Raw genomic sequence first — 20,636 nt, forward strand, 5'->3', positions numbered from 1 at the left:
CCGGATGGGGTTCAAAAATTGGCATTGAACATAGTGCACGCTGTTGAGTTCTCAAGGAACGGACGCACCCGAGTTTCAGCCACATGGCCTGCCCTCAGGGCAACCTATCTACCGTACCACTTCAATCGCCGGACCCGATCACTCGGATTCACACGGCTGTTGCTCTCACAACAAGAACACGACTCGAGAGCCATGTTCGTTCTGAAGTGGGGGTTTCATCTTAGGCTTGAAATCACCGAGTCGCAATGCGACTTCGAGGCTATTTGGCTAAGAATCTCGCCGTCTCGGCCGGGAAGCCCTGATCTCTCAGCCGCTTCCCGCACCGCCGTGGCGATAAGTAAGAATTTACGCGGATCCCCGCACCCCGGCAAATCCGGTGTACATCCCGGGCGTGTCGCGCCGAAACGCGGGGATCCGAGGCATCCGCTCAGTTAACGTCGTCAGGGTGCGAGCCCACCCGGCCCTCGCGCTCGAGCGCGGTGATCGCCTGCACCTCGGCCTCGCTCAGCTCGAAGTCGAAGACGTCGAAGTTCTCCGCCATGCGCTCGCGCCGATTCGACTTCGGGAAGACGATGTGGCCGCGCTGGATGTGCCATCGGATCACGACCTGCGCAGGACTCTTCCCGTGCGCGGCAGCAGCGTCGGCCACCTCCGGCAGCTCGAACAACGGGTACTTGCCCTGGCCGAGCGGCCCCCACGCCTCGATCGCGATGCCGTGCGCCTCGGCGAACGCGGTGGTCGCCGGCTGCTGGTGCGCGGGGTGCAGTTCGATCTGGTCCACCGCAGGCACGACGTCGGTCTCGGCGAGCAGCCGCTCGAGATGCGGAACGAGGAAGTTCGAGACGCCGATCGAACGCACCCGGCCGCTCGCGCGGAGCTGCTCGAACGTCTTCCAGGTATCGACGTACCGGTCGTTCGCCGGTGCCGGCCAGTGGATCAGATACAGATCGAGGTAGTCGAGGCCGAGCCGCTCAAGGCTCGCGTCGAACGCGTCGAGCACCGATTGTGTGCCCTGGTCGTCGTTCCACAACTTGGTCGTGATGAAGAGCTCTTCACGCGGGATGCCGGAATCGGCGAGCGCGGCGCCGACTCCCGCCTCGTTGCCGTAGATGCGGGCGGTGTCGATGTGGCGGTAGCCGACCTCAAGCGCATCCGTCACGATGCGCTCGGTCTCCTTCGGGTCGACCTTGAAGACACCGAAGCCGAGCTGGGGAATCGAGTGGCCATCGTTGAGCTGGATGCGGGGAATAGAAGTCATGCTCCATCCCACCACGCCATCCGAAGCATGCGACAGACCGGTTCGCTGCCCGCGAATCACGCCGCAGCGTCTTCGTCGGTGGCGGGCGCAGCGAGCAGTGGATGCCTCGTGGCGAGCCGCTCCCCCGCGCGCAGTGCGACCGGCCAGCCGACGACCTCGGTGCCCTGCACCCGCCAGCGACCGGGCGCACCGGTGAATTCGACCACGACCTCGCTCACGCCGCATACGATGGAGGGCTGTGCTTGCTGCGATCACCTACCCCGCCGAGCTGCCCGTCTCCCGGCAGCGTGAGGAGATCGCGCGCGCCATCCGCGAGAACCAGGTCGTCATCGTCGCCGGCGCGACCGGCTCGGGCAAGACGACGCAGCTGCCGAAGATCTGCCTCGAGCTCGGCCGCGAGGCCATCGGCCACACCCAGCCGCGACGGCTCGCCGCACGCACGATCGCCGAGCGCATCGCCGAGGAGCTCGGCGAAGAGGTCGGCGGGCTCGTCGGCTACCAGGTGCGATTCACCGACAAGGCGACGGCATCGACCCGCATCAAGCTGATGACCGACGGCATCCTGCTGAACGAGATGCACCACGACCGGATGCTGCGCCGATACGACACGATCATCATCGACGAGGCGCACGAGCGCAGCCTCAACATCGACTTCCTGCTCGGCTACCTCAAACAGCTGCTGCCGAAGCGACCCGACCTCAAGGTCATCGTCACGAGCGCGACGATCGACCCCGCGAGCTTCGCGAAGCATTTCGCGGATGCTTCGGGCGAGCCCGCCCCGATCATCGAAGTGTCCGGGCGCACGTATCCGGTCGAGATCCGGTACCGGCCGCTCGTCGCTGAAGATGCCGGGTCGGACGATCCGGACGACGACCCGGTGGTTTCGACAAGCTCAACCAGCAAACGGGCAGGCTCAACCAGCAGCGGGGCTTCGACCGGCTCGATCAGCGGGAAGGCCGACGACAAGGACTACCTGCAAGGCATCATCGAGGCGCTCGACGAACTCGACAGGGAGTCGCGTGGCGACGTGCTCGTGTTCCTGTCGGGTGAGAACGAGATCCGCGACGCCGAAGAGGCGGTTCGCGGCCACTACGCCGGCGGCGGGGCATCCGTCACCGAAGTGCTGCCGCTCTACGGCCGCCTGTCATCGGCCGACCAGCACCGCGTCTTCCAGCCCTCGACGGTCGCCGGTGTGCGCCGACGCGTCGTGCTTGCGACGAACGTCGCCGAGACGAGCCTCACCGTGCCCGGCATCAAGTACGTCATCGACGCCGGAACCGCCCGCATCAGCCGCTACTCGGTGCGCTCGAAGGTGCAGCGGCTGCCGATCGAGGCGATCTCCCAAGCCTCGGCGAACCAGCGAGCGGGCCGCTCGGGGCGCACGAGCGACGGCATCGCGATCCGGCTCTACTCCGAAGACGACTTCACGAGGCGCCCGGAGTTCACCGAACCCGAAGTGCTGCGCACCAACCTCGCCGCCGTCATCCTGCAGATGATCTCCCTCGGTCTCGGCGACATCGAAGCGTTCCCGTTCCTGACACCACCCGACTCTCGCGGCGTCAAAGACGGCGTCGAGCTGTTGCGCGAGCTGGGAGCGGTCGCCCCTTCGACAAGCTCAGGGAGCGGATCGACCGGGTCAGGGCGCGGATCGACCGCATCGGGAGCCGGGCCGCGGCTGACGAAGGTCGGTCGCGCACTCGCGAAACTGCCGATCGAACCACGTTTCGGTCGCATGGTCGTCGAGTCGAAGCAGCACGGCGTGAGCCGTGAGGTGCTCGCGATCGTCGCGGGTCTCACGATTCAAGACCCGCGGGAGCGACCGCTCGAACGGCGCCAGCAGGCCGATGAGCGCCATGCCCGGTTCGTCGACCCGACGAGCGACTTCATCACGCTGCTGAACCTCTGGAATCACCTCGAGACGCAGCAGCGCGAGCTCGGCTCGAGCGCGTTCCGGCGCATGTGCAAGAACGACTTCCTGAACTACCTGCGCGTGCGCGAGTGGAACGACGTCTATCGGCAGCTGCGGCAGATGGCGAAGCCCCTCGGGCTCACGATCGACGACCCTTCGACAGGCTCAGGGAGCACAACGGGCTCAGGGAGCACAACGGGCTCAGGGCGCATAAAGGGCTCAGGGAGCACAGCCGATCTCATCCACAAGTCGCTGCTCGCGGGCCTGCTCAGCCACATCGGGCTGAAGGATGCCGCGGCGAGCACCCAGCAGCCGGCGACACGAGGCGGAGCGACATCCGCTGGCCGGAAGCTCAGGGGCGAATACCTCGGCGCCCGGCAGTCGCGGTTCCTGATCTTCCCGGGTTCGGCGCTCGCGAAGAAGCAGCCCGACGCGATCATGAGCGCCGAGCTCGTCGAGACCAGCAGACTCTTCGCCCGCATGAACGCGGCGATCGACCCCGCGTGGGCCGAACCGCTCGCGGGTTCGCTCGTGAAGCGCAGCCACAGCGAGCCGCACTGGGAGAAGCGGCAGGGATCCGCGGTCGCCTACGAGAAGGTCACGCTCTACGGTGTGCCGATCGTGCCGCGCCGGCGCATCCAGCTCGCGCGCATCGACCAGGCGTACGCCCGCGAGCTCTTCATCCGGCACGCGCTCGTCGACGGCGACTGGCCGAACGACATCCGCCGCGACCGGCTCTTCGACTTCGACCGGCAGAACCGCAAACTCCGCGCGGAGCTCGAAGCAGTCGAGGAGCGCAGCCGCCGCCGCGACATCCTCTTCGACGACGAGGCCGTCTTCGACTTCTACGACTCGCGCATCCCCGCCGACGTCACGTCGACGCGTCTGTTCGAGACGTGGTGGCGAGCGACGAAGCCGGAGTCGCCCGAACTGCTGACGATGACCGCCGAGACGCTCGCTCCCGATGACGCGCCGGCGATCGACGAAGCTGCGTTCCCGCCGACCTGGCGGCAAGACGACCAGACGCTCACGCTGCGCTACCGCTTCGAGCCCGGGGCATCCGACGACGGCGTGACCGTGCAGGTGCCGCTCGTGCTGCTCGCCCGGCTGCGGCCGGAGGGCTTCGACCGGCAGGTGCCGGGGCTCCGCACCGAGCTCGTCACCGCGATGATCAAGGCGCTGCCGAAGATGATCCGCCGAAACGTCGTGCCCGCTGCCGACTGGGCTGCGAAGATCGTCGCCGAGTTGGGCGAGACGGATGCCCCGGCGGGCATGTCGTTCGCCGACGAGGTCGCCGCCGTCATCAAACGCCTCACCCACACGCCGGTGACCGCCGCCGACTTCGCGATGGACCGCATCCCGCCGCACCTGCGGATGTCGTTCCGCGTCGTCGACGGCCGAGGCAAGCAGCTCGCCGTCGGCAAGGACCTTCGCGCGCTCCAGGCCCAGCTCGCAGAGAACACACGAGACGCGATCGCCGACACGTTCGCGAATCCCTCCCGCGGCGAGCGCGGGCCCCGCGGGCCGAAGCCCGTCGACGGCACCGGCGGAGTCACGCCGGGCACGATCGCGGCAACGGGCGAGGCGCCCGGCGCCGGCATCGAGCGCAGCGGCCTCACGAGCTGGGACTTCGCCGAGTTGCCCCGTTTCGTCGACACGACCGTCGGCGGCAATCGGGTGCGCGCCTACCCCGCCCTCATCGATGACGGCGCGGTCGTGAACATCAGGCTGCTCGCAACCCCCGAGGAGCAGGCGCGGGCGATGCCCGGCGGCATCCGTCGCCTGCTCATGCTCGCGACCCCTTCACCGGTGAACTACGTGCAACAGCACCTCACGGGCAACGAGAAGCTCATCCTCGCCACGAGCCCGTACCCGAGCACGGCCGCCCTGTTCGCCGACTGCCTCGTCGCCTGCGTCAACGACGTGCTCTACCGCGTCAAGGAAGACGGCATGCTCTTCACGAAAGTGGAGTTCGACACCGTGCGCGACCGCGTCTCGGGCGTCGTCATGGACACGATGTTCGAGACGGTCGGACTCGTCGCCGGCACCCTCGGCGCGCTCCGCACTGCCGAGAAAGCGGTGAAGTCGGCGACCAGCATGGCGCTGCTGCCCGCCCTCAGCGATGCGAAGGAGCAACTCGCCGGGCTCGTGTTCCCCGGCTTCGTCGCACGCACGGGGCTCGAGCGGCTGCGGCATGTGCCGCGCTACCTCGAGGGCGTCACGATGCGGGTCGGCAAGCTCGTCGACAACCCGGGGCGCGACCGGGTGTGGATGAACGAAGTGCAGACGGCGCTCGCACGGTTCGCCGACGCCGGTGGCACGATCCCGCTCTCCCCGGACGCCCCGGCGAACCTCGTTCGCGCGCGCTGGCTGATCGAGGAGCTGCGCATCAGCCTCTTCGCGCAAGAGTTGCGCGCTGCCGAGAGCGTCTCGCTGCAACGCATCACGAAGCTGCTCGCGGGCTGATCCCGCTCGCGGAGCACGGACCCGAACGCGGCAATCGAACTCGCCGCCGCGGCGTTCGCGAGCGACGCGATTCTCCTCCGAGGCAGGTGCCTCCGCGGCATCCGCCTCGATAGAGTGATCGCACCGTGGGAAGCTACTCCGATCTACTGAAGACCTCGGGCGTCGCTCGCATCATCGCCGCCCAGCTGACGGCACGATTCCCGTCGGGAATGCTCTCGCTCGCGTTCCTGCTGCACGTCGAACAGCAGACGGGCTCGTACGGTTACGCCGGCCTCGTGCTCGCGGCCGCCTCGATCGGCCAGGCGATCGCCGGTCCGCTGACGAGCCGGCTCATGGGACGACTCGGCATGCGACCCGTGCTCATCACAACCCTCATCGTCTGCGTCGCGGCCGTCGTCGCGATCGGCGTGCTGCCGCTCACGGTGCCCCTCTACATGGCGGTCGGCTTCGTCGCCGGCATCGCGACACCGCCGGTGCAGCCGGCCGTGCGCACGATCTACCCGAAGATGGTGAACTCCCGTCAGCTCACCCCGTTGTTCTCACTCGACGCGTCGGCACAAGAGATCATCTGGGTCGTCGGGCCCGTCGTCACGACCTTCGTCGCGACGCAGGTCGGCACGGTCTGGGCGATCCTCCTCGCCGCCGTGCTCATGGTGATCGGCGGCATCTGGTTCATCTCCTCTCCCGAACTCGGGCGCGTCCGCATCCCGCGTTCGAAGCGGCGATTCGGCGTCGTGCTCGGCCGGCCGGCCGTGCTGCTCGCGACGATCGTCGGCTTCCTCCTGATCGGAGCGACCGCGGCGGTCGAGGCCGGCGTCGTCGCCGTGTTCGGTCACGACGGCGCCGAAGCGGGCATCGTGCTCGCGATCTTCGCGCTGGGCTCGCTCGCGGGCGGCCTCTTCCTCGGGCACGTGCCGATCGGCCCCTGGTCGACCGCGCGCCGCATGTTCATCGTGTTCGCGGGCATGTCGCTCGCAGCCGGGCTCATGGACTTCTGGTGGCTCTCCGCCACCCTCTTCATCGCGGGCATCGGCATCGCGCCCGCGCTCGCCGTGCTCTTCGCGATCGTCTCGGCGAGCGTGAAGTTCTCCGACACCGCCGAAGCCTACGGCTGGGTCGGCACCGGCCAGCTCATCGGCGCCGCCCTCGGCTCGGCCCTCGCCGGATTCCTCATCGACGGCTACGGCGCGCAGGGCGCATTCTGGGCAGCCGCGGCGCTCGCGCTGCTCGGGTTCATCGTGCCGGTTCTCGGTCGGCGATGGCACCCCGACCTCAGGAACCGCGATGCGAGCCCGATTCCCGACACCGAGCCCGTTCCACTGCAACCCAGCTAGACCGATTCAGAGAGGCGCTCCAGATGCCGCAACCACTCCCTCCCGCACCGCGCGTGCCGCTCGCCGACGGTGCGAGCATCCCGCAACTCGGCTACGGCCTGTACAAGGTTTCGCCGACGGATGCCGCACGCCTCTGCCTCGACGCGATCGATGCGGGCTACCGGCATCTCGACACGGCCGCCTTCTACGGCAACGAGCGCGAAGTCGGTGAGGCGGTGCGCGCATCGAGTCTGCCTCGCGATGAGCTCTTCGTCACGACGAAGGTGTGGAAGGACGACAACGGGTTCGATCGGGCGTTGCGCGCGTTCGACGACTCGATGCAGCGTCTCGCGCTCGAACAGCTCGATCTCCTGCTCATCCACTGGCCGGTGCCTTCGACCGACCTCTACGTCGACACGTGGCGTGCGCTCATCCGGTTGCGCGATGAGGGACGGGTGAACTCGATCGGAGTCTCCAACTTCCACACGCACCACATCGAGCGGCTCGTCGAGGAGACCGGTGAGACCCCAGTCGTCAATCAGGTCGAACTGCACCCGTGGCTGCCGCAGACGGCGCTGCGAGAGTTCGATGCTGCGCGCGGCATCCGCACCGAGGCGTGGTCGCCGCTCGCACGCGGGCGGGTGCTCGGCACTCCCCTGCTCGACGACCTCGCGGCCAAGCACGGTCGCACGCCCGCGCAGATCGTGCTGCGTTGGCATGTGCAGCTCGGCAACCTCGTGATCCCGAAGGCGTCATCGCCCGAGCGCATCCGCGAGAACCTCGACGTGTTCGGCTTCGAGCTCGACGCCGACGATCTCGCTGCGATCGCCACGCTGGAGACGGGCGAACGCATCGGGCGCGACCCCGACGACGACTGAGTCGGTCGTTGAGCCCGAGGCGACGCCGGGTCTCGTTGCGCCCCTTCGACAGGCTCAGGGGGCTTTTCACAAGCTCAGGGAGCTTTTCACGAGCTCAGGGAGCGACTGAACGGGCGAACCGCGCCGAACGTTGTGGCCGCCCGATCATTCACAGCGAAGCGCAATTCGATCGTGATCCGACTCCCAGTGGGCTTCCAGACATCGGGTTCCGGCCGCGGAATACAGTGAGCGCATGAGACGACGACTCGCACCGACAGCGGCAGCAGCGGCAGCGCTCACGGCCCTCCTTCTCACCGGATGCAGCGCCACCGGCACCAGCAGCCAGAGCGCCGATCACGGCGTCTCGACGGGCGAACTCGCGCCGGTTCCCGACGCGCCCCAGTCGTTCGAGGGCGGCGACGCCGCGGCCGACGGCCCCACGCTCAAGGCCGAGGCCGAGCGCAGCGTCATCACGACCGGATGGATCTCGGTCACCGTCGACGACCCCATCGCGACGGCCGAAGACGCCGCCGGCATCGCCGAGCAGTCGGGCGGGCGGGTCGACAGCCGCACCGAGACGCCCGCCACCGACACCCAGCCGCCGAGCGCATCGCTCACGATGCGGGTGCCCTCCGACGAACTCGACGGCGTGGTGGCGAAGCTCCGCGAGCTCGGCTCCGTGAACTCCGTGTCGATGAACGCCTCGGATGTCACGCAGCAGCGCCAAGACCTCGACGCGCGAATCGACGCGCTCACGGCGTCGGTCGATCGGCTACGCGAGCTCCTCGGCACTGCCACCTCGATCACCGACCTCATCGAGATCGAGTCCGAGCTCACGACCCGGCAGGCCGAACTCGACAGCCTCACCCAACAACGCGACTGGCTCGTCGACCAGGTCGACTACTCGACGATCACCCTCGAGCTCATCACCGAGGATGTGGCTCCCGATGCGGCGCCCGGCGATTTCTGGAGCGGCTTCGTCGCCGGGTGGGGCGCACTCGTCGCGTTCGCATCGTGGATCGGCGTCGCGTTCGGCGTGCTCCTACCCTGGCTCGTCACGGCGCTCGTCATCGCCGCGATCGTCGTGGCGATCGTCGTGGCCTCGACACGCGGCCGGCGCAACGGGCGAGCGGATGCCGCGGCATCCGTCGAGCCTGAAGCGGTCGTCGACGGGTCCGCCGTCTCGGCCACGCCGCCCCGGTCGGGCACCACCCCTGAGGCGTAGTCTGGCGGCGTGAGCGCCACGCCGGAGACCCCGAGACCCGAGACCCTGCTGCACGACGATCTGCTTGAAGGCTTCCGCGAACGCGCGGCCGGCTACGACCGTGAGAACGCGTTCTTCGACGAGGATCTCGCCGAACTCCGTGAGGCGGGCTATCTGACCGCACTTGTGCCTGTCGAGCTCGGCGGGCTCGGCTGGGGCTTCGCCGACGCCGTTCGCGGACAGATGCGACTCGCGGGCGCGGCACCGGCGACCGCCCTCGCAGTGAACATGCACCTCGTGTGGACGGGCGTCGCGAAAGTGCTCCGCGACCGCGGCGACGACTCGCTCGACTTCGTGCTCCGCGAGGCGGGCGCGGGCGAGATCTTCGGCTTCGGCATCAGCGAGGCCGGTAACGACCTCATGCTCTTCGGATCGCGCACCGACGCAGACCCGCAGGAGGGCGGCGGCTACCGGTACACCGGCCGCAAGATCTTCACGTCGCTCTCACCGGCATGGACCAAGCTCGGCACGATGGGCCTCGATACGACCTCGGCTGACGCGCCGAAGATCGTCTACGGCTTCATCGACCGCGAAGACCCCGACGTGCGCATCCTCGACGACTGGGACACGATGGGCATGCGAGCGAGCCAGAGCCGCACCACCGTGCTCGATGGCGCGTTCGCGGCAGCCGACCGCATCGTGCGCCGGCTCGACCCCGGACCGAACGCCGATCCGCTCATCTTCGGCATCTTCGCGAACTTCGAACTGCTGCTCGCCTCGGTCTACGTCGGCATCGGCGATCGCGCGCTGCAACTCGCCGTCGCGGCGGCGCACCGGCGCACCTCGATGAAGAACGACGGCAAGCCGCTCTCGCAAGATCCAGACATCCGGTGGCGCATCGCCGACGCGGCGCTCGCGCAAGAGGCGATCGAGCCCCAGCTCCTCGCGATCGCGCGCGATCTCGACGGACTCGTCGACCACGGCGGCTTCTGGTTCGCGAAGCTCGTCGGGGTCAAGGTGCGCGCGACCGAGACCGCCAAGCACGTCGTCGACCAAGCCGTGCGGGTGTCGGGAGGATCGACGTACTTCGCGGGCTCTGAGCTCGGCCGCCTCTACCGCGACGTGCTCGCGGGCATCTTCCACCCCTCCGACGACGAATCCGCCCACTCGACCGTCGCGAACGCATGGCTCGGCCCGCTCGAATCGTGACCCCGTCGGGCGCGCCGCCCGAACGATAGACTTGGCCGGGCGGTTCGGACCGCCACCGGAATTCTGGAGGTCGCTGTGAACGTCGTCGCCTTTCTCATCTCGATGGGACTCTTCATCTTCGGCCTGTGGCTCATGGGCACGGCGCCCGTCGCGACCGAATTCCAGGCGCCGCTGTTCTTCGGAGGCATCGTGAGCGTGTCACTCGCGATCGGGATCCCGTTCCACGTGCTCGGTCGCAGCGACGGCGTCTGAGCCTCGAGTTGCTTCCCTCGCGCGATACCCGCATCACGTACGCCGACGGCGCCCTCGAGGCCGAGTCGTTGGTGCTCCATGTGGAGACCGCCGGTGACGGACTCCTCGCCGTCATCACCGAGACGACGAGCTTCCATCCCGTCGACGCGGCTTGGCCTGACCAGCCGGCCGACACGGGCGCGATTCTCGCGGGCGGCACCGAGTTCCCGATCGTCGACGCCGTTCTCGCCGCGACCGACGGCAGTGCTCTCTTCCTCGGCACCGACATCCCCGTGCGCAAGGGCACTGAGGGCTGGGTGTTCCTCGTCGCGCACCTCGTACGCGACGATGCCGCGATCGGCGAGGGTGATGCGGTGACGGTGCGAGCGGATGCCGCGACGCGACGCGCCCTCTCGATCGGACACACCGCCTGCCACGCTGCCTCCCTCGCGTTGAACCGCGCGCTCGCAGGGCACTGGTCGAAGCCCGCCCGCGAAGACGCACTCGGCAATCCCGACTTCGACGGCATCGCGATCACCTCGAGCCGCATCCTGCCCGACGGCTCAGTCGACGTCTACCGGCTGAACAAGTCGCTGCGCCGCGCCGGGTTCGACACCGGGGCGCTCGCGGCCGACGGGCTCGGCGAGCTCGCGGCATCCGTCACCGCCGCCATCGCGGACTGGGCCGACGCCGGCGTCGCGGTGCGCGTCGAACGCGAGGGCGATGGTCTCACCGACCGCCGGTTCTGGGTGGCCGGGCTTCCGGGCGGCGATGCCCGCATTCCGTGCGGCGGCACGCACGCCGAATCGCTCGCCGAGCTGGGCACGGTGACGGTCGAGCTCGAGGCCGGCGACGACGACGGCACCCCCGTGCTGACCATGCGCACGCACGCCGAATCGCGCGGCTGAGCGCGGCGGGCCGCGTCACCCTCGCGCGGGGTTACGATTGCGACGTGGGTATTCGCATCGAAAAAGTCGACCTGCCCGGGATCGGCATTCGTCACGACCTCGTCACCGAAGGTGGACGTCGGGTCAGTGTCGTGTCTCATCGTGACGGTGAGCGCGACCTCGGACTCTTCGACGAAGACGACCCCGACGCATGCCGGTACTCGATACCGCTGAACGACGACGAGGCCGCTGCGCTCGCCGACGTGCTCGGCGCATCGGTCATGCTCAGCCGCCTCACGAGCCTCAGCGATGAGACCGCGGGGCTCTACACCGAGCAGATCGCGCTGCCGACCGACTCGCCGTACCTGAACCGCACGCTCGGTGCGACGAAGGCCCGCACTCGCACGCACGCCTCGATCGTGGCCATCGTTCGCGACGGCACGATCATCCCCTCACCCACGCCGGCAGAGATGCTGCGCGCGGGTGACGTCGTCGTCGTCGTCGGAACTCGTGAAGGACTCGACGGAGTAGCCCGCCTGCTCGCCAACGGCCCCGACTGAGGCCCGGCGTATGCACGAGACCACGCTGCTCCTCATCGAAGTCGGCGCGCTGCTTCTCGGCATGAGTCTGCTCGGTCGCCTTGCCAACGCGCTCGGCATCTCGCCGGTCCCGTTCTACCTGGTCGTCGGCCTCGCCTTCGGCAATGGCGGACTGATCCGACTCGACGCGAGCTCCGAGTTCTTCGAGACCGGCGCTGAGATCGGCGTCATCCTTCTGCTTGCACTGCTCGGTCTCGAGTACACCGCTTCCGAGCTGTTCGGGAGCCTGAAGTCGGCGCGCACCGCCGGCCTCCTCGATGCAGCGCTGAACGCCACACCGGGCGCCGTGCTCGCGCTGCTCCTCGGGTGGGGGCCGGTCGCCGCCGTCGCCATGGCGGGCGTGACCTGGGTGTCGTCATCGGGGGTCATCGCCAAGCTCCTCCGCGACCTCGGGCGTCTCTCGAACCGCGAGACCCCGTCGATCCTCGCGGTGCTCGTCATCGAGGACCTCGCGATGGCGTTCTACCTGCCGGTGCTCTCGGCGCTGGTCGTGGGAGTGAGCCTCTTGCAGGGATCCATCGCGGTCGCGATCGCCGTCGGAGTCGTCGCTCTGCTCCTCTACATCGCGCTACGCCACGGGCACATCGTGTCGCGCCTGTTCCCGGCCGACCAGCACGAGCCGTTGCTGCTCGGCGTGTTGGGGCTCACGATGCTCGTCGCCGGCCTGGCCGCCGAGGTCAGCGTGTCCGCCGCGGTCGGCGCGTTCCTCGTGGGCATCGCGCTCTCGGGCCGAGTCGCGGCCAACGCGAGCCAGGTGCTCACGCCACTCCGCGATCTGTTCGCCGCCATCTTCTTCGTCTTCTTCGGTCTCACGACCGATTCGTCCGCGCTGCTGTCGATGCTGCCCGCAGCCCTGGCTCTCGCGCTCGTGACGATCATCACGAAGCTCATCACGGGCGCGTATGCGGCCCGACGCGCCGGAGTCGGCACGCTCGGCCAGTGGCGCGCCGGGCTCACCCTCGCACCCCGGGGCGAGTTCTCGATCGTCATCGCAGGGCTCGCGGTCGGCGCAGGGGTGGCGCCGGAGCTCGCGCCGCTCGCCACCGGCTATGTGCTCATCACGATCATCGCTGGCACGTTCCTCGCGAGGCTGCCCGAGGCGACGTGGTTCAGGGCAGCCGTGCGCAAACGGCGGCCGTCAGCGGCGTCAAGCGCCGCGCCACCTCCCGTGTGAGTGCCGAAGCGGGCTGCGGGTCGAGCCCTCGAGCGGGCGGTAGGGCCGGTTTCGACAGGCTCAACCGGCAGGGCCCGCCGGTTCAGTCGAGCGGCCGGTCGGCGGATGCCGCGGCATCCGCTCGATCTGCAGCACCGAGGTCAGCGACCGCCGCGAGTTCGGCATCGGCGGCATCGGCGCCGGCGAGGAGTTCGCGAACGCGCGGAACCACGTCGGTGGCGTACAGCTCGATGCTGTGCATCATCGCCTCGTGCCCCAGCCCGCCGTTGGAGTACTTGAGATCGAAGCGGGTCGCCCCGATCGAGCGCATCGCCCCGGCGATCTTCACGGCCACCTTCTCGGGTGAGCCCGCGTACAGCGCGCCGTTCGGGCCTGCCTCGTCTTCGAAGTGCTCACGACTGACCGGCCCCCAGCCGCGTTCGCGGCCGATGCGATCGATGATGATCTTGTAGTGCGGCCAGAGCGTGTCGAGCGCCTCGTCATCGCGGTCGGCGATGAAGCCGGGCGAGTGGATCGCGATCGGCTGCAGCGGATTGCCGAACTGTGCGAGGGCACGGCGGTAGAGGTCGGCGAGCGGGGCGAACCTGGCCGGGCTGCCGCCGATGATCGCGAGCACGAGCGGCAGGCCGTAGCGCGCAGCGCGGACGACCGATTCGGGGCTGCCGCCGACACCGATCCAGGTCTTCAGCCGGCCGTGCTCGACGCGTGGAAACACGAGTTGCTCGGTGAGCGGCGCTCGGAGATCGCCGTTCCAGGTGACGGGCTCCTGCGGGAGCAGCGCGGCGAAGAGGTCGAGCTTCTCGTCGAAGAGCTCTTGGTACTGGTTCAGCTCGAAACCGAAGAGCGGGAACGACTCGATGAACGAGCCGCGGCCGAGGATGACCTCCGCCCGCCCACCCGAGACGCCGTCGAGGGTCGCGAAACGCTGGAAGACGCGCACGGGATCGTCGGAGCTCAGCACGGTGACGGCCGAGCCGAGGTGGATGCGCTCGGTGCGCCCCGCGATCGCGCCGAGCACGACCTCGGGCGCCGAGACGGCGAATTCCTCACGATGGTGCTCTCCGATGCCGAAGAAATCGAGGCCGAGCCGGTCGGCGAGCACCGCCTCCTCGACGACGTTCCGCAACACCTGCGCGTGCGGCAAGGGGGCCCCATCGGGCCCGATCGTGATGTCGCCGAAGGTGTCGAGTCCGAACTCGTAGCGCTCAGGCATCCTGTTCCCCTTCCGTGGTTCCATGCCTCTGCATGCACATGGCGGAACTCCCGTGAGGTCGAGACTATTCCCCGGATCCCCCGCGGTCACGCCGCGGGAATGCACTCCGCGCAGCGCACGTTCCATTCCATGACGACGCATCGATCGAATGCGCCGATGGATGGGAGAATCGAAGCGTGACGGATCGGCCGATCATCGGAATCTACGGCGCGGGCAAGGTGGGCACCGCTCTCGCCCGGCTGCTCGTCGCATCCGGCCACCGCGTGCTCATCGCCGGCTCGCCGCGCCAGACCGCCCTCGAGCTGCTGGTCGAAGTCGTCGCTCCCGGCGCCGAGGTCACCACGCCAGAGACTTTGGCACACACCGCCGACGTCATCATCGTCGCCGTGCCGTTCAGCAAGGCGGGCACCGTGCCGTGGCCCGAGTTCGACGGACGCATCGTGGTCGACGCCATGAACTACTGGCCCCCGGTCGACGGCAACATCGCCGAGATCGACCACGACCCGCGCACGACGAGCGAGATCAACGCCGCCCGCAACCCTCGCGCCCGCGTCGTCAAGTCCCTGAACCACCTCGGATACCACGAGATGGAAGATGACACCATGGAAGCCGGCTCCCCGCTTCGTCGGGCTCTCGCGGTCGTCGGCGACGACCGCGAAGCACGCGCCGTCGTCGCCGCGATCATCGACGACCTCGGGTTCGATCCGGTCGACGGCGGCGACCTCATCCACGGCGTCGCCCTCGAGCCGGGCCACCCCGCCTTCGGCCGTGAACTCTCCGCCGGCGAGCTCGCGGCTCTCCTCACGCCCGCCGCCCATCTGGCCGCTTGAGGCACAGGGAGGGTGTGATGCACCCATCGCGAAGGAGCCTCCATGTCGCGCGCTGTCAGGCTCGGACCGGTCGCTGCGATCGTCGGATTCCTCGCGTTCGTGCCGAACTCGCGTTCTCAGACAGCCCTGTCGCCGAGGCATCCGCCGCCGTACGCTGATCCCCGAAGACGAGAGGCGTCGATGACGGATGCCGCGGGGCTGATCGCGACGCTCGAAGGGCTCGCGAGCGACGAAGAGCGTGAGAAGTACACGAAGTACTTCCCGCCCGACCCCGACGCGCCGTTCATCGGGGTGCGCATGGGCGCGGTGTTCGAGCTCGCCAAGTCGGCCCTCGAGCTCGCGCCGGAAGAGCTCGAGACGTTGCTCGAGCAACCGACGCACGAAGTGCGCGCGCTCGCCTGCAGCATCATGGGCAAGTCGGCTGCACGTGCAAAGACCCCCGAGGCCCGGCGCACCGAGCTGTACGAGCTCTACCTCCGGCGACACGACCGCATCGACCAGTGGGACCTCGTCGACCTCGCCGCTCGCGATGTCGTCGGCGGCTACCTGCTCGAACGTGATCGGGCGCCGCTCGACGGGCTCGCGGCATCCGCGTTCTGGCCCGAACGCCGCACCGCGCTCGTGGCGACCTTCACCTTCCTCCGCCGCGGCGAACTCGACGATGCGTACCGGTTCGCCGAGATGCTGGCCGACGATGCGGAACCGTACGTGCAGAAGGCGCTCGGGTGGGTGCTCCGCGCGGCGGGCGACCTCGACCGGGCACGTCTCACCTCGTTCGTCGACGCGCACGCGGCGACGATGCCGCGTACCGCACTTCGGGCGGCCATCGAACACTACGACAAGCCGGAACGCACTCGAATCCTCGCTCTCCGCTGAGGCGATCAGGTATTCGGGCGGTCGGGCATCTGCGCGGTCAGCCAACTGCGCGGTCAGGCCTCGCCGATGTCCGCTCCGCCGAGTGCGCTGCGCTGACGCCGACGCGCCCCGAGATCGGCCACGCCGATCGCGAAGGCGATCGCGACGAGAATGGCCACAGCGAGCATGCCCACGCCGTAGGCGTCGTGGTAGACGGCGAGGTCGGGATCGCCGTCGGACTCGCGGAAGATCGTCGAGTAGAAGAGCGAGAGCGTCACCGCCGTGCCGATCGCCGTGCCGATGCGCTGGCCGAGCTGACCGACCGAGCCGGCCAAGCCACCCTGCTTCACCGGGATGTCCATGAGCGTGAGCGTCTGGTTCGGCGAGACGACGAGACCACCGCCCGCACCGCCGACCACCATCGCACCCGCCATCGCCCACGGCGTCACCTCAGGCGGCGTCACGATCGCGAACAACACGAGCAGTCCGATGCCGACGAGGAGCAGCGCGAGGCCCCACACGACCAGCGGCCGCCCGAGGCGGTTCACGAGCGTGCCGCCGACCCATGACCCGACCGCGCTCATGAGCGCGAAGCCGATGCTGACCATGCCCGCGAAGACGGCTTCGAGCCCGAGCCCGAGCTGCAGGTAGAGGGTCGTGAGCAGGAACATCGACGGCATCGCGGCGAAGTACACGCTCGCGAGCGCCGTGCCGTTTCGAAACGAGCTCACGCCGAAGAGCGTGAGCGGCACGAGCGGGTGCTTGCCGGATGCCGTGTAGCGCCGCTCCCACGCGATGAAGGCCGTGATCGCGAAGACGAAGACGACGAGCACCCACCATCGGGCCGGGTCATCGCTCGGCGAGCCCGTCGTGAAGAGGAATGGCCACAAGAGCGAGATGACGGTCACCGCGAACAGCGCGAGCCCGACCGGATCGAGCGACAACGGCTTCGTCGACGGATGCCTCGTGACCGGCAGCAGCCAGATCGCGGCCGCGATCGCGGCGAGCGCGAGCGGCACGTTCATCCAGAAGATGCCGCGCCAGCCGTCTTCGGCGCCCCCGATCGCGATCGCGAGGCCACCGAGCGTCGGTCCGAACGCGGTCGCGAGGCCGATCGTCGCGCCGAACAGGCCGAATGCCTTGCCGCGCTCCTTGCCGGTGAAGAGCTCTTGGATGATGCCGAGCACCTGCGGCATCTGGATGCCGGCGGCGACGCCCTGCAACAGCCGGGCGACGAGGAGTACCGTGACGTTCGGTGCGAGCGCCGCAACGAGACTCGTGATCGTGAAGAGACTGAGACCCACGACGAAGAGGGTCTTGCGCGAACGCTGGTCGCCGATGCGCCCGGCCGGCACGAGCGTCAGCCCGAAGGTGAGCACGTAGCCGGCCACGATGAGCTGAAGCTCGGTGGAACCCGCGCCGAAGGCCTCCTCGATCGCCGGGAGGCCGACGTTCACCTTCGACAGGTCGAGGATCGTCAGCGCCGCGACGGCGACGCACACCCAGTACGCGCGCCACCGGTGCCCCTCGGGCAATGTGATCGACCGGGTCTCAGGCGCTTGCGACATCCGTTCCACCATATGCCCGGTGTGCTCCGGCCCGCGCTCGGAGCGCGCGCATCGCTGAGATCGCCCGACGATCGCGAATGGTTCGTCGGTACCGGGCACCGGCTCCATGGTGTTGGCCCGGGCGCGCTCGAGGATCGCATCGAACGTCTGCCCCAGCACCGTGCCACTGCCGGAGACGGCAACAGCCCTGCCTCTCGAACGGGGCAGGACTGTCGCTTCGGATTGGTGGACCCAGGGGGATTCGAACCCCCGACCTTCTCATTGCGAACGAGACGCGCTACCAACTGCGCCATGGGCCCGAGCGAGAAAGAGCTTATCATCTCGCGAGTGGCGACTCGGACCAGTGCGGCCGTCAGCCTGCCTGTCGACGGCGGCGCAGCACGGCATCGAGATCGTCGATGCCTGGTCGCGTGTCATCGACGATACCCATGCGGGCATACGGACTCGCGGGAGCGTTCTCACGCAGTGCCCCCGCTACCTGCCGAGCACGGTCAGCGGATGCCGCAGCCGGCGCGACCGGCCTGATGACGGGCACCTCGGGCACGAGCTCGGCGGCCCTGCGCGCGATGTCATCGCCGGCCCCGGCGCGCTTCAACTCTGCTGCGGCTTCGATGGAGGCCATCGCCGTCGCAGCGATCGTGCCGCGTGAGAGGTGCAGCGGTCGCGGGAGCGGCTGAGGGGTCCAGCTCTCGGTGAGCGGCTCTGTTTCGGGCAGATCGATCGGTTCGAATGTCGCAGCTTCGACGGTACGCGCGGGTCGCGACGCGCCGGCGACGGCCGGGCGCACGCGAGCGAGTCGGGCGACACCGGCGATCGCGAGTACGACACCGAGGGCGCCGACGGCAGGCACGATGAGCGTCGCGCCGAACGCAGCGGCGATGCCGCCGGCGACGAGCGTGACGAGCGAGACCAGCAACACGAGCGAGCACAGCGCTCGTTTGCGCCGAAGCGCACGGCGGGCGGCTGCGCCGGTGCCGACCGTGCCGCGTTCGCTCGTCGACGACTTGGGCGCTTCTGCAGCGGCGTGCGTGACCACGGAGATCGGCTCGCTGACAGCGGCCCCGGTGGCGAGCGCCTCAACCGCACGACCGCGCGCGGCATCCGCTGCCTCTTCTGCTGCGCGGAACTCGGCGAGTGCCTGCTGCTCGGCTGCTTCGGCGGTCAGCCTGGCCGTGGCTTCACGCTGCTGGAGGATGCGCTGCTGGGTGGCGACCTCGCGGGCCGTCGCTTCGACTCGAACGGGTTCGGGCGTCTCTGCGGTCTCGGCGAGGATGCGGAGGGTCTGTTGGAGGCGAACGGCATTGCGCTCGGTCGCGAGGTATTGGCGGCGCCCCAGCCAGCTCGGCAGGAGGTACGCGATCCACAGCGCGGCTGCCACAGCCACGAGCAGTCCCCCACCGATCACGTCCATGGGACAACGCTAGATCACTGCATGCCTTCAGCCGTACTCGACGCCCGCGTGTTCATCGATCGGCGAGCGGCAGGGGGTGGGCGGATGCCGCGCGGTCCTCTGCGTTCACCCGCGCGACCCCTTCGGTCACCCGCCCTTCACGCCAGCGCCGCAGGACTCCCCGGGGTACCTCTTCGGACACGAGCGCGAACGCGAAATGGTCGCTCCATGCGCCATCGATGTGGATGAAGCGCCGCCGGAATCCCTCATAGCGGAAGCCAAGCTTCTCGACCACGCGCAGCGACGGACCGTTCTCGGGGCGGATGCAGATCTCCATGCGATGCAGGCGAAGCACGCCGAAGCAGTAGTCGGTCGCGAGCGCGACGGCCGTCGGCGTGATGCCTCGCCCCGCCACGTCTTGCGCGACCCAGTATCCGATCGCCGCCGAGGAGAGTGAACCGTACGTGATCGACGACACGTTCAGTTGGCCGACCATTTCACCCTCGAATTCGATGATGAACGCGAGGGCATGACCGGAACGGGTATGCGCCAGGAGATTTCGAATGCTCGAACGTGTGTCGATGACCGAGCCGCCGCCCGGATACGTCGCCTCCCACTGCCGCAGCCATCCGCGATTGGCCAGCAGCACCCGTTCGAGCGACTTCGCATCGCGAACTCGGATCGGGCGCAGCGTGACGTCTCCGTCGCGCAACGTGGGAACGGCGACTGCGGGCATGCTCAGACTGTATCGAGTCCTGCAGCGTACTCGACGAGCCATGGGCGCAGCTCGGGGCCGAGATCGTCACGATCCACGGCGAGCTGGATGACCGCCTTGATGTAATCGAGCTTGTCACCCGTGTCGTAGCGGCGCCCGCGGAAGATGACGCCGTAGACACCGCCGGTGCCCTCGACATCGTTCGCCATCGTCATGAGCGCGTCGGTCAACTGGATCTCGCCGCCCTTGCCGGGCGGAGTCTGCTCGAGGATCGCGAACACCTCGGGCTTCAGCACGTACCGGCCGATGACGGCGAAGTTCGACGGTGCGACCTCCTTCGCGGGCTTCTCGACCATTCCGGTGATGCGCACGACGTCGGGATCGTCGGTGGGCTCGACGGCGGCAGCGCCGTAGAGGTGGATCGAATCGGGGTCGACCTCGAGCAACGCGACGATCGAGGCATCCCTCGCGACCTGCTCGTCGAGCATGCGGGTGAGCAGCGTGTCGCGGGCGTCGATGATGTCGTCACCGAGCAGCACGGCGAACGGCTGGTCTCCGACGTGCATGTGGGCGCGGAGCACCGCGTGGCCGAGACCGAGCGGGTCTCCCTGACGCACGTAGTGCATGTCGGCCAGGTCGGTGGACTCGTTCACCTTCGCGAGCTTGGCCGTGTCGCCCTTCGCTTCGAGGGTCGCCTCGAGCTCCGCCACTCGGTCGAAGTGGTTCTCGAGCGCATTCTTGTTGCGCCCCGTCACCATGAGCACGTCGGTGAGTCCGGCTTCGACCGCCTCCTCGACGACGTACTGGATCGCGGGTTTGTCGACGACGGGCAGCATCTCTTTCGGCATGGCCTTGGTCGCGGGCAGGAAGCGGGTCCCCAGTCCGGCTGCGGGGATGACGGCCTTCGTGATGCGTGAGGTCATGCATTCGAGCGTAACGGTCGGGACCGCCTAGCACA

At 68.6% G+C, this 20,636-nt stretch carries 18 protein-coding genes and 1 tRNA gene; 11 read left to right on the top strand and 8 right to left on the bottom strand.

Going from position 1 to position 20,636, the window contains the following annotated elements; genetic code table 11:
* Nucleotides 1-427: 427 nt before the first annotated feature.
* Together AC1C2T_RS17490 and AC1C2T_RS17495 are read right to left on the bottom strand one after the other, a co-directional pair.
* Nucleotides 428-1,258, bottom strand: a complete 831-nt coding sequence (locus AC1C2T_RS17490) for an aldo/keto reductase (protein ID WP_495386135.1) — start codon at nt 1,256-1,258, stop codon at nt 428-430.
* Between the two features lie 56 nt (nt 1,259-1,314).
* Nucleotides 1,315-1,476, bottom strand: coding sequence for a hypothetical protein (locus AC1C2T_RS17495; protein ID WP_495386136.1), 162 nt, complete (start codon nt 1,474-1,476; stop codon nt 1,315-1,317).
* A 20-nt stretch (nt 1,477-1,496) separates the two neighbouring features.
* On the opposite strand from AC1C2T_RS17495, the gene hrpA reads away from it, so the two are divergent.
* From hrpA to AC1C2T_RS17540, 9 genes are all read left to right on the top strand, one after another.
* Nucleotides 1,497-5,633, top strand: coding sequence for an ATP-dependent RNA helicase HrpA (gene hrpA, locus AC1C2T_RS17500; protein WP_495386137.1), 4,137 nt, complete (start codon nt 1,497-1,499; stop codon nt 5,631-5,633).
* A gap of 125 nt (nt 5,634-5,758) precedes the next feature.
* Nucleotides 5,759-6,967 (top strand): MFS transporter, encoded by a 1,209-nt coding sequence (locus AC1C2T_RS17505; RefSeq protein WP_495386138.1) that lies wholly within the window; start codon nt 5,759-5,761, stop codon nt 6,965-6,967.
* A gap of 23 nt (nt 6,968-6,990) precedes the next feature.
* Nucleotides 6,991-7,824 carry an aldo/keto reductase gene (locus AC1C2T_RS17510; RefSeq protein WP_495386139.1) on the top strand — a complete coding sequence of 278 codons (834 nt, stop codon included), beginning with the start codon at nt 6,991-6,993 and terminating at the stop codon, nt 7,822-7,824.
* 232 nt (nt 7,825-8,056) lie between these two features.
* A complete protein-coding gene (locus AC1C2T_RS17515) occupies nt 8,057-9,028 on the top strand; it encodes a DUF4349 domain-containing protein (protein WP_495386140.1) in 972 nt (323 codons plus the stop codon).
* A 9-nt stretch (nt 9,029-9,037) separates the two neighbouring features.
* Nucleotides 9,038-10,216 carry an acyl-CoA dehydrogenase family protein gene (locus AC1C2T_RS17520; protein ID WP_495386141.1) on the top strand — a complete coding sequence of 393 codons (1,179 nt, stop codon included), beginning with the start codon at nt 9,038-9,040 and terminating at the stop codon, nt 10,214-10,216.
* 75 nt (nt 10,217-10,291) lie between these two features.
* Nucleotides 10,292-10,468 (top strand): hypothetical protein, encoded by a 177-nt coding sequence (locus AC1C2T_RS17525; RefSeq protein ID WP_495362772.1) that lies wholly within the window; start codon nt 10,292-10,294, stop codon nt 10,466-10,468.
* An 8-nt stretch (nt 10,469-10,476) separates the two neighbouring features.
* Nucleotides 10,477-11,355: a metal-dependent hydrolase gene (locus tag AC1C2T_RS17530; RefSeq protein WP_495386142.1), complete on the top strand. Its 879-nt coding sequence runs from the start codon at nt 10,477-10,479 to the stop codon at nt 11,353-11,355.
* A 44-nt stretch (nt 11,356-11,399) separates the two neighbouring features.
* Nucleotides 11,400-11,894, top strand: a complete 495-nt coding sequence (locus AC1C2T_RS17535) for a cation:proton antiporter regulatory subunit (protein ID WP_495362774.1) — start codon at nt 11,400-11,402, stop codon at nt 11,892-11,894.
* 10 nt (nt 11,895-11,904) lie between these two features.
* Nucleotides 11,905-13,107 carry a cation:proton antiporter gene (locus AC1C2T_RS17540; RefSeq protein WP_495362775.1) on the top strand — a complete coding sequence of 401 codons (1,203 nt, stop codon included), beginning with the start codon at nt 11,905-11,907 and terminating at the stop codon, nt 13,105-13,107.
* Between the two features lie 82 nt (nt 13,108-13,189).
* Here AC1C2T_RS17540 and AC1C2T_RS17545 read toward each other — a convergent pair whose 3' ends face one another.
* On the bottom strand, nt 13,190-14,320 hold the full coding sequence (locus AC1C2T_RS17545) for an LLM class flavin-dependent oxidoreductase (RefSeq protein WP_495362776.1): 1,131 nt from the start codon (nt 14,318-14,320) through the stop codon (nt 13,190-13,192).
* Between the two features lie 176 nt (nt 14,321-14,496).
* On the opposite strand from AC1C2T_RS17545, the gene AC1C2T_RS17550 reads away from it, so the two are divergent.
* Complete coding sequence (locus AC1C2T_RS17550; RefSeq protein ID WP_495386143.1) at nt 14,497-15,150, top strand: NADPH-dependent F420 reductase; 654 nt, start codon at nt 14,497-14,499, stop codon at nt 15,148-15,150.
* A gap of 42 nt (nt 15,151-15,192) precedes the next feature.
* Nucleotides 15,193-16,026: a DNA alkylation repair protein gene (locus AC1C2T_RS17555; RefSeq protein ID WP_495386144.1), complete on the top strand. Its 834-nt coding sequence runs from the start codon at nt 15,193-15,195 to the stop codon at nt 16,024-16,026.
* A gap of 53 nt (nt 16,027-16,079) precedes the next feature.
* On the opposite strand, the gene AC1C2T_RS17560 is transcribed toward AC1C2T_RS17555, so the two are convergent.
* The 5 genes from AC1C2T_RS17560 to galU all read right to left on the bottom strand — a co-directional run bounded on the left by AC1C2T_RS17560 (nt 16,080) and on the right by galU (nt 20,601).
* Nucleotides 16,080-17,573, bottom strand: a complete 1,494-nt coding sequence (locus AC1C2T_RS17560) for an MFS transporter (protein ID WP_495362779.1) — start codon at nt 17,571-17,573, stop codon at nt 16,080-16,082.
* Between the two features lie 223 nt (nt 17,574-17,796).
* A tRNA-Ala gene (locus AC1C2T_RS17565) sits at nt 17,797-17,872 on the bottom strand.
* Nucleotides 17,873-17,925: 53 nt separating this feature from the next.
* Nucleotides 17,926-18,984, bottom strand: coding sequence for a hypothetical protein (locus AC1C2T_RS17570; protein WP_495386145.1), 1,059 nt, complete (start codon nt 18,982-18,984; stop codon nt 17,926-17,928).
* A gap of 52 nt (nt 18,985-19,036) precedes the next feature.
* Entirely contained in the window at nt 19,037-19,699 is a 663-nt protein-coding gene (locus AC1C2T_RS17575) for a GNAT family N-acetyltransferase (RefSeq protein WP_495362781.1), read from the bottom strand.
* Nucleotides 19,700-19,701: 2 nt separating this feature from the next.
* Nucleotides 19,702-20,601 carry a UTP--glucose-1-phosphate uridylyltransferase GalU gene (gene galU, locus AC1C2T_RS17580; protein ID WP_495362782.1) on the bottom strand — a complete coding sequence of 300 codons (900 nt, stop codon included), beginning with the start codon at nt 20,599-20,601 and terminating at the stop codon, nt 19,702-19,704.
* Nucleotides 20,602-20,636 lie beyond the last annotated feature (35 nt).

Source organism: Agromyces sp. Y558 (assembly GCF_059445415.1).

What these genes read in the sequence shown, in the direction of transcription:
- AC1C2T_RS17490 (WP_495386135.1), bottom strand. Translation starts at nt 1,258, where the DNA reads ATGACTTCTATTCCCCGCATCCAGCTCAACGATGGCCACTCGATTCCC.
- AC1C2T_RS17510 (WP_495386139.1), top strand. Translation starts at nt 6,991, where the DNA reads ATGCCGCAACCACTCCCTCCCGCACCGCGCGTGCCGCTCGCCGACGGT.
- AC1C2T_RS17515 (WP_495386140.1), top strand. Translation starts at nt 8,057, where the DNA reads ATGAGACGACGACTCGCACCGACAGCGGCAGCAGCGGCAGCGCTCACG.
- AC1C2T_RS17540 (WP_495362775.1), top strand. Translation starts at nt 11,905, where the DNA reads ATGCACGAGACCACGCTGCTCCTCATCGAAGTCGGCGCGCTGCTTCTC.
- AC1C2T_RS17545 (WP_495362776.1), bottom strand. Translation starts at nt 14,320, where the DNA reads ATGCCTGAGCGCTACGAGTTCGGACTCGACACCTTCGGCGACATCACG.
- AC1C2T_RS17555 (WP_495386144.1), top strand. Translation starts at nt 15,193, where the DNA reads ATGTCGCGCGCTGTCAGGCTCGGACCGGTCGCTGCGATCGTCGGATTC.
- AC1C2T_RS17560 (WP_495362779.1), bottom strand. Translation starts at nt 17,573, where the DNA reads ATGTCGCAAGCGCCTGAGACCCGGTCGATCACATTGCCCGAGGGGCAC.
- AC1C2T_RS17570 (WP_495386145.1), bottom strand. Translation starts at nt 18,984, where the DNA reads ATGGACGTGATCGGTGGGGGACTGCTCGTGGCTGTGGCAGCCGCGCTG.
- AC1C2T_RS17575 (WP_495362781.1), bottom strand. Translation starts at nt 19,699, where the DNA reads ATGCCCGCAGTCGCCGTTCCCACGTTGCGCGACGGAGACGTCACGCTG.
- galU (WP_495362782.1), bottom strand. Translation starts at nt 20,601, where the DNA reads ATGACCTCACGCATCACGAAGGCCGTCATCCCCGCAGCCGGACTGGGG.